This is a genomic window from uncultured Henriciella sp., from assembly GCF_964005855.1.
Classification (GTDB): Bacteria; Pseudomonadota; Alphaproteobacteria; order Caulobacterales; family Hyphomonadaceae; genus Henriciella.
Map to the genome: position 1 here is coordinate 271,965 of NZ_CAXFSW010000002.1, position 15,371 is coordinate 287,335.

A 15,371-nucleotide genomic window follows, 5' to 3' on the forward strand; every position below is an offset into this window, starting at 1 on the left:
ATCTGCGAAATCCGGCGCTAGGTAAGACTCATGGCAAACAAGGACGATACGCCTTACGAACTCTTCAAGCAGGCGCTTGCGGCCACCGCCAAGGCGATGAGCCAGACGCGGGACGTCGAAACCTCGTTCGTGTCCGAAGCGGGCCGCGCTGACGACAGGCGCCTCATGCTGCAGTCGCCGCCGCGGGAGCTTTCCCCGCAGCAGGCCGCGCGGGCGCGCGGGGAGGCAGATGCCCTGTCGCTGCGCATGGCCCACCATGATGAAGCGGCCCACCTTGCAGACCGTCCGAGCGGCGAGATGGCCCGACAGGTCTATGAGGCCGCCGAGCGTGCGCGCATCGAGTCCATAGGCGCCAATGCGATGAACGGCACGGCCGCCAATCTCGATGCGGCGCTGGCCGCGCGCTGCGAGAAGGCCGGATATACCCGCATGCAGGACCGGACCGATGCGCCGATTGCGCCGGCGATCGAGTTCCTGCTGCGTGAGAAGCTGACGGGCCGCCCGCTGCCGCCGGAAGCTGAAGGCATTGCCTCGATCTGGCGTGAGGAAGTGACCGAACGCGGCGGCGACGCCCTGGAAGACCTGCTCAGCCAGCTCAATGACCAGCGTGCCTTCGCCAAGACCGTCCAGCGCCTCATCAAGGATTTGACCGAAGGCGATGAGGCCGGCGACGAGCAGGAAGACGACACCGAATCCGAGACCGAAGAGGAATCCGAGCAGCAGGAGAGCTCCAGCGACGAGCCCGACAGCGGCGATGACACGGACGGTTCCTCTACCGAGGAGATGGAGGCCGGCGAGAGCGACGATGTCGAGGGGGAAGAGACCAATGTCTCCGTCGACGCTGAGTCAGAGGCTGAGGGTGAAGACGATTATGAGGACAGCGAGGATGGTTCCAAGCCGCTGCGTCCGAACTATCGCGACGGGGATGAGCGCAAGGATTTCACCTATCGCGTCTTCACAACCGCCCATGACGAGATCGCCAATGCGGCCGACCTCTGTGATGCTGAAGAGCTGACGCGGCTGCGGGCCTATCTCGATCACCAGCTTCAGTCGCTTCAGGGTGCGGTGTCCAAGCTGGCCAACCGGCTCCAGCGCCGCCTCATGGCGCAACAGAACCGCTCCTGGTCCTTCGATCTTGAGGAAGGTGTGCTGGATACCGCGCGCCTCACCCGTGTCATCACGGACCCGACGGCGCCGCTTTCCTTCAAGCAGGAAGAAGACTCCGAGTTCCGCGACACGGTGGTGACGCTGCTGCTGGACAATTCCGGCTCCATGCGCGGGCGCCCGATCATGATCGCGGCCCTCTGCGCCGACATTCTGGCGCGCACGCTGGAGCGCTGCGGCGTGAAAGTTGAGATCCTCGGCTTTACCACCAAGGCGTGGAAAGGCGGGCTTGCGCGTGAGGACTGGGTCAAGGCGAACAAGCCGGCCGGGCCTGGCCGTCTCAACGACCTTCGTCACATCGTCTACAAGTCGGCCGATGCGCCCTGGCGCCGGGCGCGGCGCAATCTCGGCCTGATGATGCGTGAGGGCCTGCTGAAAGAGAATATCGATGGCGAGGCCCTGCTCTGGGCGCATGAACGCCTGCTCGGCCGGCCCGAACAGCGCAAGATCATGATGGTGATTTCCGATGGGGCGCCGGTCGACGATTCGACGCTCAGCGTGAATGTCGGCAATTATCTTGAGCGCCATTTGCGCCAGGTCATTTCCGAGATCGAAAGCCGCAGCCCTGTCGAACTGATTGCCATCGGCATCGGCCATGACGTGACCCGCTATTATCGCCGCGCCGTGACGCTCGTCGATGCCGAACAGCTCGGCGGCGCCATCACCGAACAGCTTGCCAGCCTCTTCGATGAGGAAGGCAATCTGCCCGACCAGAAAGCCATGGCCGTGCAGACGCCGCGTGGCGGGAGCGGCGGGCGGTCTTCGCTGAGCGGTGTCTCCGAAACGGCCCGCGGCGGGCCGCGCTATGGCTCGCGTGACGTAAAACGGACGTCCTTGCAGGATATAGCCAGCAAGGCCTCAAAGAGCTGAGAGAGAAAGCCATGAGACGGATGCCCCGCTCTCGCCTGTTATCGGGTCTTCTTGTCGGCATCCTGCTTGGCGCCTGTACGGCCGGCTCACCCAGTGGGCCCCCGGCCCCAGAGGCGGCGCCATGGGTCTACACGCCAGAGAAGGCGCGCGAGATTGCAGACCAGTCCTGCCCCGGTAGCGAACCGGCTGGCTTTGCGATGTCCGTTCTCCTCAATGTCCAGCCTGTCGATCTGGGCAAGGCCGCCGACAAGGCGAAAGCCCTGGACGGGCTCATTTTCCGTGGCGGATGGTCGCTCGATACGTCGCTTGCGTCTTTTGGAGGGCTTTCCGGCCTCGATATCCTGCCCGGCGGCGACCTTCTGGCCGTTTCTGACGCGGGCGCGCTGGTCCATCTTCCCTTTGACCAGGCCGCGCTTGAGCCGCAGACCCAGGCCACGCTCACCTATCTGAAGGATCAGGATGGTGACATGCTGACCGGAAAGGCCGAGGGCGATGCTGAAGGCCTGCAGCTGCGCGATGGCATCGCCTTTGTCAGCTTCGAGCGCAATCACCGTATAGAGGCCTATGGCTACGAACGCTGCGGCGGCAATGCGCGCGCGGTCCGCATCGCCAGTATGGACCCGCGCCCAGCAGGGCTCGACCGGGGCATCAGCCAAAATTCAGGCGCAGAGGCCCTGGCCATGGTGGATGACAGCCTGCTTGTCGGTCTTGAGACACTTGTTGGCGGTCAAGGCCCTCTTGGCCGCGTCACCGAAGATGGGGGTGTTTCGTTTTCCGCGAACGACTGGGTCAATGCAGAGGGCACACCGCTGGTCGGTGCCGATGAAGCAGAGGGCCGACTCTATACGCTGCACCGCGCCTATAACCCGCTGACCCGGCAAAACACCATCGCCATCCGTGTGAGGGAAGGTGGCGAAAGCCGCACTCTGGCTTTCATGCGCGCGCCGCTCACGCTTGATAATTTCGAGGCAGTTGCGGTCTGGCCGCTGGAGACGGGCGAACACCGGATTTTCATCCTGTCGGACAACAATTTCAGCGATAACCAGCGCACACTTCTCTACGTTTTCGAGACAGAGGGGCTCAGCTAGTCCTTGATGGCGTCGATCAGGGCAGCGGCTTCATAGGATTCCCAGTCAGCCTCGCCAGAAAGGCGCGCGATTTCAGCGCCCGTCTCGTCATAGATGACCGTGGTGGGAAAGCCCCGCGCTCCGCTGTCATAGACAATGTCCCAGCGATCCGGCGGGGCGAAATAAAAATCAAGCACGCCGCCCGTCAGCTCCTGCAGGCGTTCGCGTGCATAGTCGCGGTCTTCCTCGGCGTCGACGCTGATGGCGATAACCTGAAAGTCCTCATCGCCCTTCAGTTTCTGCAGCGCGGCCAGAGAGGGCATCTCGCGCTCGCATGGCCCGCACCAGGTGGCCCAGAAATTGACGAGCGTGATGCGGCCTTCAAAGTCCTTCAGGGTGACCGGACTGCCGTCTGGTCCGTCGAAACTGGCGCTCGATGTGGGGTCTCCGCGCTGCGTGACATCGAGTGCGGCAATCGATCCCGTCGCAAGTTCCGCGATGGCATCCTTACTTCCGCCCTTGGAAGTTGCCTGAAGCCATGCGAAAGCGACCGTCACAAGCCCTATGACCAGAAGTGCCGGGATACCAAATTTCACCAGGCGGGACATATGCAAGCCCTCTCACTTTCCAGGATGCAGGACAATGGTAGATAAGCCCTCAAAAGGCCAGCAGATGTGGGGAGGACGCTTTGCCGCGCAACCCTCCGACATCATGCAATCGATCAACGCGTCGATTGACGTCGACCGGCGCATGGCGCTGCAGGACATTGCCGGCAGTCGCGCGCATGCGGACATGCTGGCCGAAACAGGCATAATCGAGCCAGAGGACAATGAGGCGATCCAGTCCGGCCTCGACCAGGTTCTGGAAGAGGTGAAGGCCGGGACTTTCCCTTACCGCGTCGAACTTGAAGACATTCACATGAATATCGAGGCGCGCCTGAAGGAGCTTATCGGCGCGCCGGCCGGCCGGCTGCATACGGCCCGCTCGCGCAATGATCAGGTGGTAACAGACTTCCGCCTCTGGACGCGCGGGGCCTTGAGTGAGGCAGCGCGGGCGCTGACCGGTCTTCAGCATTTGCTTATCGGCCGGGCGAGTGAGCACGCCGAGACGGTCATGCCCGGCTTCACGCACCTGCAGACAGCCCAGCCGGTGACGCTCGGACATCATCTGCTGGCCTATGTCGAGATGGCAGAGCGCGACAAGGCGCGTCTTATGGGGGCTGCCGCGCGGCTTAATGAATCGCCGCTGGGCGCAGCGGCGCTCGCGGGCACCGGCTTCCCCATCGACCGCGACATGACAGCCGAAGCGCTCGGCTTTGACCGTCCTATGGCAAACTCGCTTGATGCCGTCTCTGCCCGCGATTTCGCACTGGAGGCGCTGGCCGCGCTTTCCATTGCGGCGACCCACTTGTCGCGTCTTGCTGAGGAAATCGTGCTGTGGACCAGCGCGCAGTTCGGCTTTGCCCGCCTCTCTGACGCGTGGTCGACCGGTTCCTCCATCATGCCGCAGAAGCGTAATCCGGATGCGGCAGAGCTTATCCGCGCCAAGGCGGCCCTTATCGCAGGTCAGTTTGCGAGCCTCCAGGGCGCGGTAAAGGCCCTGCCACTCGCTTATGCCAAGGACCTTCAGGATGACAAGCGCCTTACCTTCGAGGCGTTCGACACGTTCGGCCTCTGCGCCAAGGCCATGACCGGCATGATCGATACGATCAGTTTTGATGCCGCCAATATGCGGGCCGCCGCAGCGAAGGGGTATTCCACCGCAACCGACCTTGCCGACTGGCTGGTGCGTGAGCTGAAGCTCCCTTTCCGTGAGGCGCACCATGTCACGGGGCGCATTGTGGCCATGGCGGAGGCAGACGGCGTTGGCCTTGAGGCGCTTTCATTAAATTCCATGCAGGAGGTCGAGCCCCGCCTTACAGAGGCTGTCTTTTCCGTGCTAAGCGTCGAGGCGTCTGCTGCGAGCCGGGAAAGCTATGGCGGGACGGCGCCCAAACGCGTGAAAGAGCAGATCGAACTTTGGACCAAACGCCTGGGCCTGGAGGCCGCGACATCATGAAACGACTGAGTGCTATCGTCCTTCTCGGCGCCGCAACATTCGGCCTTGCCGGCTGTGGTGTTCGCGGCGATCTGGACCGCCCGCCGCCAATCTTCTCTTCGGCGCCCGATGAGGCCGCCCGCACGCCGGTGGACACCGCCGTGGAGGTCGATGGCCCGCCTGCGCGTTCGGCCGACGAAGCCTATTATAACGACCTTGGCGGCGAGATCCCGAAATCGGACCCAGAGGCGGATATCGATGAGTCCGGTATGGGCGACGTGTCGCCGGAATAAGCCCAGTGCATCACTTCGATTACCGGAATGGCCGCCTCCATTGTGAGGATGTGGCGCTTGATACCATCGCTGATGAGGTGGGAACGCCCGTCTATGTCTATTCCTCGGCCACGCTGCGCCGCCATGCGCGGGTGATCGCTGGCGCGTTTGATGGAATGAGCTGTCTTATCGCCTATTCGGTCAAGGCGAATGGCAATCTCGGTGTGCTGCGGACGCTCGCTGAGGAGGGCTGCGGGGCAGACGTGGTCAGCGGCGGCGAGCTGATGCGGGCCCGGCGGGCGGGCATCCCGGCCTCCCGCATCGTCTTTTCCGGCGTCGGAAAGACGCGCGCGGAAATGCGCCTCGCGCTGGAGGAAGGCATCCACCAGTTCAATATCGAAAGCGCGGCAGAACTGGCCGTGCTGGCAGAGGTTGCCGCGAGCACGGGCAAGACGGCAAAGGTGGCGGTCCGCGTCAATCCGGATGTGGCGGCCGGCGGCCATCCCAACATCTCGACCGGCAAGTCCGGCGACAAGTTCGGCGTGCCATGGAATGAAGCGCGCAAGGCCTATGCCCAGATTGCCGAGATCGACGGGATCGAAGCGGTTGGCGTCGATGTCCATATCGGCTCGCAGATCGATGATATTACACCGATGCGCGCGGCGTTCGAGAAGGTGATGGGGCTTGTGCGGGAGCTTCGTCAGGAAGGTCATGACATCCAGCGTGTGGACCTGGGCGGCGGCCTCGCCATTCCCTATAAATCCACGGACAACCCTCCGCCGCCCTCTGACTATGCCAATATGATCCGTGAAGTCACCGAGGGTCTGGGTCTTGAAGTCATACTCGAGCCGGGCCGCGTCATTGCGGGCAATGCCGGTGTGCTGGTCACGGAAGCCCTGTTCGTGAAGCCTGGGCCGGCGCGGAATTTCCTGATGGTCGATGCGGGGATGAATGACCTCATGCGGCCCGCCCTCTATCAGGCGCATCACGATATCCTGCCGCTTCGCGAGCGTCCGGCCGGCGACAAGATGCGGTATGACATTGTCGGGCCGATCTGCGAGTCGACTGACAAGTTCGCTGCAGAGCGGGACATGCCCCCCATTGAAGGCGGCGACCGGCTCGCGATAATGTCAGCGGGCGCCTATGGCGCCGTGCTTTCGTCGCAATACAATGCGAGACCTCTTGTTCCGGAAGTGCTGGTCGACGGTGACAGATATGCCGTTATCCGCAGGCGCCCGGACTTCGAAGAGATGATCGCATTGGAGAGCATCCCCGATTGGCTGAGCTGAAACGGATTCCCGGACTGGAGCCCAGGATTGCCCGCACAAAGGCGGCGCTCTGGCGGCTAGGTGCGGCCCGCTCCTTCTGGCCGCTCGCTGTTTTCGTGTCTGTTTTTCTCATCATGGCGCTCACCGGCCTGATTGACGCGGCCAGTGAGAAAGTCGCTTCGGTGGCGCTCATTCTCTTCCTTGCGGGGCTCTTGCCGCTCGCTGCCTTGGGGGCGGCGCGTTTCAGACCGCCAACGCGTCCCGACGCGATCCGCCTGCTCGACCGCCAGTCCGAACTTCGCCCCCTGTCCACGCTTTCCGACCGCCCGTCACGGCCCGACGCGACCGGAGCCGCGCTCTGGCGCGCGCATGAAGCCGAGCTAACTGACGCGGCGCGCCGTCTCAATGTGCCCGATTTTGCCAGCCGCTGGAAAAAGACCGACCCTTTCTATCTGCGCTATCTTCTGCCGCTTCTGCTCGCCGGAGCCGCGCTTCTGGCGGCCTCCAGCGCGGGCGAGCGCCTGTCGCGTGCGTTTGGCCCCGATATTGGCAGCCTGTTTGGTGCCGAGACCATCCGCATCGAGGCGTGGATCACACCGCCTGAGCATACGGGCAAGCCGCCCGTCTTCCTCTCGGCCGGACAAGGGCCCGTGCGCGTGCCCGCCGGGTCGCAGATCACCGTGCGGGCGCAGGCGCCATCGGCCCCGAAGCTGGTTATCGAGACCGCAGATGCCAGGCAAAAGATCCGCTTCAGCAAGACGCCCGAGGACGCCTTCGAAGCAACGGGGACGATTACCGCAGACAGCGACATTCGCGTCACCTGGTGGAGCGAGCGGGCGAGCTGGCCGGTGCAGGCTTCTCCCGATACACCGCCAGAGGCTGAATGGGTCTCCACACCCGAGATGACGCCCACGGACCGGACAGAGTTCGAATGGAAGCTGAGCGACGACTATGGCGTGGAAAGCCTTCAGCTCGTCCTGCAGCGGACCGATCGCGGGCCTGATAGCCCCCCCGACATTGTTGACCTGCAACTGCCCGGCGTGGCGCCGCGCGACTCACAGGAAGTGACCTCCATCGACCTGACCCGCCATCGCTGGGCCGGTCTGGAGCTGAGCGCGCGCCTGCGCGTCACGGACGGTGCCGGTCAGGTGGGTTATAGCGAGCCTGCGGTTTTCGTGCTGCCGGAGAAATTGCTGCTGCAGCCGCTGGCGAGGGCGATCCAGGATATCCGCGTGACCGTGCTGCGTGAGGATGGCGAGTATGAGGCTGCGGAAAACCCCAATGCTGAAGCTCTGGAGGCCGGCGAGCTCTTCGCGGCCGCCACACAGCGCATTTCGCGCGCCCCGGACGGCATTCAGCGCGCCTCCCGCATGATTGAGGCGGTCACCTACAAGCCGGAACATTACTTCGAGGATGTAAGCGTCTATCTCGGGCTGAGCCATGCGGGCTCAATGCTGCAGGCGGCGAGCTCAACCGATGAAGCCGATGAGACGGACCCGCTTCTCTGGTCGCTGGCGATGCGCGTCGAATATGGCAGCGCTGCGGACGCCCTGCGTGCGCTGCAGGCGGCCAAGAAAGCGCTGGAGGAGGCTCTGCGCGATGGGGCGTCCGAGGCAGAGATCCGCCGCCGGCTGGAAGCCTTCCAGCAGGCGGCAAAGAACTATCTCGCCGCGCGCATGGCCGAAGCGATGGCAAATGGTCTCGAAGCGCCGCCGAACGATACCGACAGTGCGCAAGGTGGCGGCGAGGGGTCCATGATGGGCGGATCCGACTTTGCCGGCATGCTGGACGCCCTGTCGGACCTGACTGAAACCGGCGCCAGCGACCAGGCGCGGCAGCTTCTCTCCGACATCACGAACATGCTGGAGAATCTGCAGTTCCAGCAGGGCAACGGGTCCGGCGATGGCCTGCCCGGCATGCCGGGTCAGGGTGAGGGCGAGAATGACGAAGACCTGCCTGAAGGAGAGCGCGAGCTGTCCGATACGCTGCGTGAGCTCTCAGACCTTCTGCGCGAACAGCGCGAACTCAATGACGACACGATGGCCGAGCAACGCGGTGAGCGAAGAGGGCCACAACAGGGTGAGCAACCGGGTGGCCAGCAAGGACAGCAACCCGGCGAACAGCCAGGTGATGAGGAGGGTCGCCAGCCCGGCCAGCGTCCGGGTGAAGAAGGTGAGCAAGACGGCAGCGGACCTTCCCTGGCAGAGCGCCAGAGGCGGCTTGGCGACCTGGTCGATGAGCTTGCCCGCAGGGGCGCCGGTTCAAATGAGGACGGCGAAGGCGGGTCAGGGATGGACGAAGACACGCTGAAAACCATTGAGCGCGCGCAGCGGCGGGCCGCCGAAGCGCTGGAGGATGGCAATGGCCTGCGTGCCCAGCGCAATCAGCAGGACGCGACCGATCAGCTCCGCGACCTTGCCCAGGACCTTGCCGGTGAGCTCGACGAGCTGCGCCGCCAGCGGCTTGGCGATCAATATGGCGACCCGTCAAATCAGGTCGATCCGTTTGGCCGGCCCATGGGCGGCGTTTCGGATAATCAGGACGTCAATATTCCCGACGAGGCCGAACGCCAGCGCGCCAAGGACATTCTGGAAGAACTTCGCCGGCGCTATGGCGACCCGGCTGACGAGGAAGAGCGCAACTATCTCGAACGCCTGCTCGACCGTTTCTAGGCGGCGCCCGGGCCGTCTCCCCCGGTATCACTGTCCTCTTCGGCATTTTCCCGGAAGGCGCGCATCATGAAGATGGGCACGGAGCCGCGCTCAGTGACGGCCCAGTCGAGCGGCTGGTCATGCGGTTCTGACGGGAGCTCATCCATCATCTGCGCATGAAAGGCGAGACCGCAGGCAAAGACGCGGCCCTCATCGCGAAGGCGCGCAATCGTCTTGTCATAATGGCCTTGTCCATAGCCGAGGCGGACGCCGAGATTGTCGAAGGCGAGAAGCGGCATCAGGATCAGCGTCGGGGTGACAATCTCCGCGTCGTCCATCGGCTGCTGCAGGCCCATCGGGCCTTTCTCCAGAGCGTCCCCGGTTTTCCAGGCCCGGAAGGTCATCGTTTCCTTCGTTTCAAGGCGGGGCAGAGCCAATTGCGCCCCCTCGCCTTCCAGACGCGCCATGAGCGGCTGCGGGTCGATCTCGCTGCCGATGGGCATATAGCCGGCGACGACGGGGCCGTAGCGCTCCAGAAGTTTCAGCGGAAACTTCGCCGCAAGCGTCTCGCCCGCATCCGGATCGCGCGCATGGGCTTCCTCGCGCAGGGTTTTCAGCTCCTTGCGAAGGGCAGATTTCTCCTCGGCGCTCAAACCGCTTCCTCTTCTGTGAGGCCGACCAGAGCCCTGGCATAGGCCTTCGCGCTGAAGGGCTGAAGGTCTTCTGCTTTCTCGCCCACGCCGACAAAATGGATCGGCAGGGCATGCGCTTCGGCCACGGCGACGAGCACGCCGCCCTTGGCCGTGCCATCCAGCTTTGTCATCACAATGCCGGAGACCTCGGCCGTATGGCGGAAAGCCTCAACCTGGCTCAGCGCATTCTGGCCAACCGTGGCATCGAGAACGAGGATCACGTCATGCGGGGCGTCGGGGTCGAGCTTGCGGGTTACGCGGACAATCTTTGCAAGCTCCGACATGAGCTCGGCTTTGTTCTGAAGCCGGCCGGCCGTATCGACCAGAACAAGATCGAGGTCTTCCTGCTTGGCCTTCTCGATAGCCTCGTAGACAAGCCCGGCCGCATCTGCGCCCGTTGGTTTGGAGAGAACCGGAATACCGGCCCGCTCCCCCCAGACGGTCAGCTGCTCGATGGCGGCGGCGCGGAATGTATCTCCCGCCACAAGGAGCGCCTTTGCCCCCTGCTCTTTCAGTTTCGAGGCAATCTTGCCGATTGTCGTTGTCTTGCCAGAGCCGTTGACGCCAACGAACAGGACAACGCGTGGACGCGGCCCGTCCGAAAAGTCGACGACCTGTTCACGCGGTTTCATGATCGCTTCGATCTCTGAGGCCAGCGCGACGCGGATTTCATCGTCGCTGATATCCTTGTCGAACCGCGTCTTTGCGAGGTTTGACGTGATCTTCGATGAGACCTTGGCGCCCATGTCGGACATGATCAGCAGGTCTTCCAGATCTTCCAGCGCGTCATCATCGAGCTTACGCCCGCCGAACATACCGGTCAGGCTGGTGCCGAGCTTGGAGGAGGATTTGGAGAGCCCGCCCGACAGCCTGTCGAAGAAGCCGGGGTCGCGGATTTCGGCATAAGGGTCAGGTTCGCCGCGTGCGATGGCGGCCTGTCGCTCTTCTTCCTTGCGGCGCGCTTCCTCTCGGGCCGCTTCCGCGCGGCGGCGTTCCTCCAGGATCTTGAGTTCGTTTTCAGCCTTCTGGCGGGCCGCTTCGTCTTCGGCCTCCGCCGCTTCGCGCTTCTGGCGCTCTTCCCAGGCCTTGTTTGCCTCGGCGATAGCGGCATCGATCTTGGCCTGCTCTGCGGCTTTGCGCTCGGCTTCGGCAGCTTCCTCGGCGGCTTTACGGTCCGCCTCGGCCTTTTCGGCGGCTTCCTTTTCGGCGATCTCTTCTGCCGAAAGCTCCGGCTCGCGCATCTGCGCGCCAGCGTCCTCAAGCTCTTCTTTTTTCTTTTTCTTTCCGAACCAGAGGATCATACAGGCTCCGCAATCAGTTTCTGTCCGTCCTGAGCGACTATCCGCGCGGGCACGGGGCGTCCAGCCTCAAGCGCGGCAAACCCCCTCAGGGCAACGCGCGAGAAATCGGAAAGTCGCCCGTCAGTTTCCTGCTCGACAAGAACATCCCGCACGGCGCCGACATGGGTGTCGAGGTGACGGGCGAGCGCGCGCTCGCCAACCTCGCGCAGGCGCGCGGCACGCTCTTTGATCAGGGACTTTTCCAGCTGCGGCATGCGCGCGGCCGGCGTGCCGGGGCGCGGGCTGTAGGGAAAGACGTGAAGGAAAGCGAGGTTACAGTCCTCGACCAGACGGACCGAATTCTCGAACGCGCTCTCGGTCTCTGTTGGAAACCCCGCGATAATGTCTGCGCCCAGGGCGATATCCGGTCGAATGGCGCGCAGCTTGTCAGAGAGCTCGATCGCCTCTTCACGTGAGTGGCGCCGCTTCATCCGCTTCAGCATCAGATTGTCGCCATGCTGAAGCGAGAGGTGCATGAAGGGCGCAAGACGCGGATCACCAATGGCGTCGAATAGCGCGTCATCCATCTCGATGGCATCGATGGAGGAAATGCGCAGCTGCTGCAGTTCCGGCACCAGTTTCAGAATGCGCTGGACCAGATTGCCAAGCTGCGGCTGGCCGGGCAGGTCGGCGCCCCAGCTGGTCAGGTCGACGCCGGTCAGGACGACTTCATAATGGCCGGTCTCAACCAGGCGCCGGACCATCTGCACGACATCGCCGGCCGGGACCGAGCGGGAATTGCCGCGGCCATAGGGAATGATGCAGAAGGTACAGCGATGGTCGCAGCCATTCTGGACCTGGACATAGGCGCGCGCCCTGCCCTCCATCCCGTCGATGAGATGGGCGGCCGTTTCCTTCACCGACATGATGTCATTGACGAGGATTTTCTCGCGACCCTCATTCAGCGCCGGTGAGGTCCATGTTCCGGCCTGCATCTTTTCATGATTGCCGATCACGCGATCGACTTCCGGCATGGCGGCGAATTCATCTGGATTGATCTGCGCGGCGCAGCCCGTCACCAGGATGCGGGCATCCGGATTGTCTTTCCTGGCGCGGCGGATGGTCTGGCGGGCGCTTCGGACAGCCTCGGATGTCACCGCGCACGTGTTGACGATGATCGCGTCTTCCAGACCTGCAGCATCGGCATGCCCGCGCATCACCTCACTCTCATAGGAGTTGAGGCGGCAGCCGAGCGTGATTACCCGGGCTTTCGATTGTGGGTCTTTAATCGCCGTCATTGCCAGAATGCCTGTCCAGAACCCCGCCACATCGCGCCGAACGCCTCTGAAATCAAGGTTTCGCGGGCAGGACGGGCGCGCGTAACCGCTAAAGGTCGAAGCTCATTTCGACCTCGACCGGTCCGGTCATCATGACGTGATTATCGCTTTGCCGCCACTCGATGATGAGATCGCCGCCATCAAGGATGAGTTTCGCCGTCCGCTCTGTCTTTCCGGCCCGCGCCGCGCAGACCAGCGCCGCGCAGGCGCCCGTCCCGCAAGCCTTGGTGAGGCCTGCGCCGCGTTCCCAGACGCGCAGGCGGATGGTTTCGCGGTCAATCACCTGTGCAAAGCCGACATTGGTGCCTTCCGGAAACAAGGGGTGCCATTCGACCAGCGGCCCGATTTGCGGAATGTTATAGGCATCGACATCGTCGACGAAGAACACCGCATGAGGGTTGCCCATGGAGACCACAGCAGGCTTTGAAAGATAGGGATTATCCATCGGCCCGATGCGCACATCGACGCCGCGGACATCCATCTTCTCGGCAAGCGGAATCTCTTTCCAGCCCATACGAGGCTGGCCCATATCCACGGTTACGAGGCCGCCCTCGGCGCGTGCGCCCTTCAGAAGGTCGGCGGACGTCCTGATGGAGACGCTGTCTGCTTCTGCCTCCTCCAGCAGGAGGTGTGCGACGGCGCGTGTCCCATTCCCGCAGGCGCCAACCTCCTCGCCGGAAGAATTCCAGATGCGCAGGAAGGCATCGCTTGAGGGGTCACGCTCTATCGACATGACCTGATCGGCCTTCATCTCGGCGGCAATGCTGCGGATTTTCTCCGCATCGGGCGCAAAGGCTTCTTCGCGCGCGTCAAAGACCGCGAACGCATTGCCGGCACCATTCATCTTCCAGACTTTCATGGCGGCCTATGTAGGCGCGATAGGGCTACAGAGGAAGCGCCAGATTTGGCGCTAGACCTGCCGCGGCAACTGATAGGCGAGGACCCAGCCGGAGATCTGGGCCAGGGCAGCGGTAATGACGAGGCCGTCCATCAGGGCGTGCTGCCAGAAGAAAGACAGGAAAACCACGCCCATACAGGCCCAGTCGACGCGGTCATCACTTATGAGATAGCCGGGAAAGCGCCGCTCTTTCTCGATCTGTTTAAGGGTGATTCCCTGCCAGAGCCGGTTCATGGTCGGCGGCCCGAAGACGTCCTGCAGGATGCGTGGATCCTGAATGCCGGTCAGCTCGCAAAGCAGGGCCGCATCGACGGCGCCGCCCTCGACCTGCTGCTTGCGGGTCATCGTGCTGAGCAGGCTCGCCAGAGCCGAGAGCAGGATCGCAATCGCGGTCGCCACATAGGCCACGCCATCAAAGCCAGGAACGCCGCCCATATCAGGCGCCGGCCGGTCTGGCAGAAAGGGGCGTGCGGTGGATGTGCGTCATGACCGGCTATCTGGGGATCGCGGCCCAGTAATCAAAGTCGAGAAGGACATCGGCGTGATATTTGCCATCCTCCCCCTTGAGCGGAAAGTCGCTGCAGGGGTGGTTCTTCGCCGCGACAAGGCGCAGGCGCAGGGCGCCGGTCCCGTCAGACAGTTCTGCCTTGTCCAGGACTTCCGACCAGGCATAGACCGTGTCGCCGGCAAAGAGGGGGCCTGCATGCGTGCCGGCATTGATGGCCAGCATCTGCGCGGCGCTTTCCAGCCCATTGAAGGACAGGGCGCGCGCGATAGAGATCACGACGCCGCCATAGATGAGACGTTTGCCGAACCGGCTGCCGGCCTGCGCATGGGCGTCGAAATGGACCTTTGCGGTATTCTGATAGAGGCGCGTTGCGGTCTGGTGCTCGGCTTCCTCCACCGTCATGCCGTCGACATGGTCGATCTTCTCGCCAATTTCATAGTCGTCATAGCGCCAGCTGGATCCGGCAAGCGCACTGTTCCAGTCCTTGTAATCTGGCGCGACGAGATCGTCTGGCGAAACTGCGTCGGGCAGGTCCGGAGCGGTAAAATCTGGTGCAGGACTGGATGGGTCCTTCTTGTGGACCATGACCCAGCGCACATAGGAAAGCACAGTCTCGCCGCGCTGGTTTTCCCCGCGCGTTCTGACCCAGACAACGCCGGTCTTGCCGTTAGAGTTCTCCTTGACCCCGATCACGTCTGAAATCGCGGTCAGCGTATCGCCGGGATAGACGGTCTTCAGGAATTTGCCATCGGCATAGCCGAGATTGGCGACAGCATTCAGGGAGATATCCGGCACCGTCTTGCCGAAGACGACATGGAAGGCCAGCAGCGGATCGATGGGCAGGGCGTCGAACCCATTGGCGGTGGCGAAGGTCTCAGCCGAATAGAGCGCGTGGCGGCTGCCCGTCAGGGCGCGGTAAAGGGAGATATCGCCTGTAGAGACCGTCAGCGGGGTGGCGTGGACAAGCTCCATGCCCGGCTTGAAGTCTTCGAAATAATGGCCTGGATTCGATTTGGTCATGTTGCCCTCCGAGCTTTCGCGAGGGCCGATAAGCGCCTGATCCTGCGCTTTAGCTGGCCCCGTCAATTCATGCGGGACCAGTTGCACCGTCTAGAGGCTTGAAATCAAGGCCACATCCCCGCCTGGCAGGAGAATGGCGAGAATAAACGCCGCAACGAGGAACAGGCCGATCATCCGGGCGTCGCCGCGCCGGACGATGTCGCGGAAGCCATCGGGGCCATAGGCAATAAAATAGGGCCCGAAGAACAGGGCTCCGGCGAGGAGGAGAAGCGCGAGCGCGATCAGGACGAGCAGGGTCATGAGCGTG

Annotated in this window: 14 protein-coding genes; 6 read left to right on the forward strand and 8 right to left on the reverse strand. The window is 63.1% G+C overall.

Going from position 1 to position 15,371, the window contains the following annotated elements:
* Positions 1–30: 30 nt before the first annotated feature.
* Together cobT and ABNU55_RS04460 are read left to right on the forward strand one after the other, a co-directional pair.
* Positions 31–2,034: a cobaltochelatase subunit CobT gene (gene cobT, locus ABNU55_RS04455; protein WP_290752060.1), complete on the forward strand. Its 2,004-nt coding sequence runs from the start codon at positions 31–33 to the stop codon at positions 2,032–2,034.
* An 11-nt stretch (positions 2,035–2,045) separates the two neighbouring features.
* Positions 2,046–3,122 (forward strand): esterase-like activity of phytase family protein, encoded by a 1,077-nt coding sequence (locus ABNU55_RS04460; RefSeq protein WP_290752058.1) that lies wholly within the window; start codon positions 2,046–2,048, stop codon positions 3,120–3,122.
* Here ABNU55_RS04460 and ABNU55_RS04465 read toward each other — a convergent pair.
* Complete coding sequence (locus ABNU55_RS04465; protein WP_290752055.1) at positions 3,119–3,709, reverse strand: TlpA disulfide reductase family protein; 591 nt, start codon at positions 3,707–3,709, stop codon at positions 3,119–3,121. The two genes, ABNU55_RS04460 and ABNU55_RS04465, sit on opposite strands and share 4 nt — an antisense overlap.
* A 34-nt stretch (positions 3,710–3,743) precedes the next feature.
* Between ABNU55_RS04465 and argH the strand changes: the two genes are divergently transcribed.
* Genes argH through ABNU55_RS04485 form a run of 4 tightly spaced genes read left to right on the forward strand, consistent with a single transcriptional unit; the run spans position 3,744 to position 9,350 of the window.
* Positions 3,744–5,159, forward strand: coding sequence for an argininosuccinate lyase (argH, locus tag ABNU55_RS04470; protein ID WP_290752053.1), 1,416 nt, complete (start codon positions 3,744–3,746; stop codon positions 5,157–5,159).
* Complete coding sequence (locus tag ABNU55_RS04475) at positions 5,156–5,431, forward strand: lipoprotein (protein WP_290752051.1); 276 nt, start codon at positions 5,156–5,158, stop codon at positions 5,429–5,431. Before argH ends, ABNU55_RS04475 begins: the two co-directional genes overlap by 4 nt.
* A gap of 5 nt (positions 5,432–5,436) precedes the next feature.
* Complete coding sequence (gene lysA / locus ABNU55_RS04480; protein ID WP_348764241.1) at positions 5,437–6,699, forward strand: diaminopimelate decarboxylase; 1,263 nt, start codon at positions 5,437–5,439, stop codon at positions 6,697–6,699.
* Positions 6,687–9,350 carry a DUF4175 family protein gene (locus tag ABNU55_RS04485; RefSeq protein WP_290752045.1) on the forward strand — a complete coding sequence of 888 codons (2,664 nt, stop codon included), beginning with the start codon at positions 6,687–6,689 and terminating at the stop codon, positions 9,348–9,350. Before lysA ends, ABNU55_RS04485 begins: the two co-directional genes overlap by 13 nt.
* Here the strand turns inward: ABNU55_RS04485 and ABNU55_RS04490 are convergent.
* The 7 genes from ABNU55_RS04490 to ABNU55_RS04520 form a co-directional block, all read right to left on the reverse strand.
* Positions 9,347–9,982, reverse strand: a complete 636-nt coding sequence (locus ABNU55_RS04490; protein ID WP_290752042.1) for a 5-formyltetrahydrofolate cyclo-ligase — start codon at positions 9,980–9,982, stop codon at positions 9,347–9,349. The two genes, ABNU55_RS04485 and ABNU55_RS04490, sit on opposite strands and share 4 nt — an antisense overlap.
* Positions 9,979–11,322, reverse strand: coding sequence for a signal recognition particle-docking protein FtsY (ftsY, locus tag ABNU55_RS04495; RefSeq protein ID WP_290752040.1), 1,344 nt, complete (start codon positions 11,320–11,322; stop codon positions 9,979–9,981). The genes ABNU55_RS04490 and ftsY overlap by 4 nt, the downstream gene beginning before the upstream one ends.
* A complete protein-coding gene (mtaB, locus tag ABNU55_RS04500; protein WP_290752037.1) occupies positions 11,319–12,599 on the reverse strand; it encodes a tRNA (N(6)-L-threonylcarbamoyladenosine(37)-C(2))-methylthiotransferase MtaB in 1,281 nt (426 codons plus the stop codon). The genes ftsY and mtaB overlap by 4 nt, the downstream gene beginning before the upstream one ends.
* Positions 12,600–12,687: 88 nt before the next feature.
* Complete coding sequence (gene dapF / locus ABNU55_RS04505) at positions 12,688–13,497, reverse strand: diaminopimelate epimerase (RefSeq protein WP_290752033.1); 810 nt, start codon at positions 13,495–13,497, stop codon at positions 12,688–12,690.
* A 51-nt stretch (positions 13,498–13,548) separates the two neighbouring features.
* A complete protein-coding gene (locus ABNU55_RS04510) occupies positions 13,549–13,971 on the reverse strand; it encodes a hypothetical protein (RefSeq protein WP_290752031.1) in 423 nt (140 codons plus the stop codon).
* Positions 13,972–14,029: 58 nt separating this feature from the next.
* Entirely contained in the window at positions 14,030–15,064 is a 1,035-nt protein-coding gene (locus ABNU55_RS04515; protein WP_290760118.1) for a MaoC family dehydratase, read from the reverse strand.
* Between the two features lie 90 nt (positions 15,065–15,154).
* Positions 15,155–15,364, reverse strand: coding sequence for a hypothetical protein (locus ABNU55_RS04520; RefSeq protein WP_290749493.1), 210 nt, complete (start codon positions 15,362–15,364; stop codon positions 15,155–15,157).
* Between the last annotated feature and the right edge of the window lie 7 nt (positions 15,365–15,371).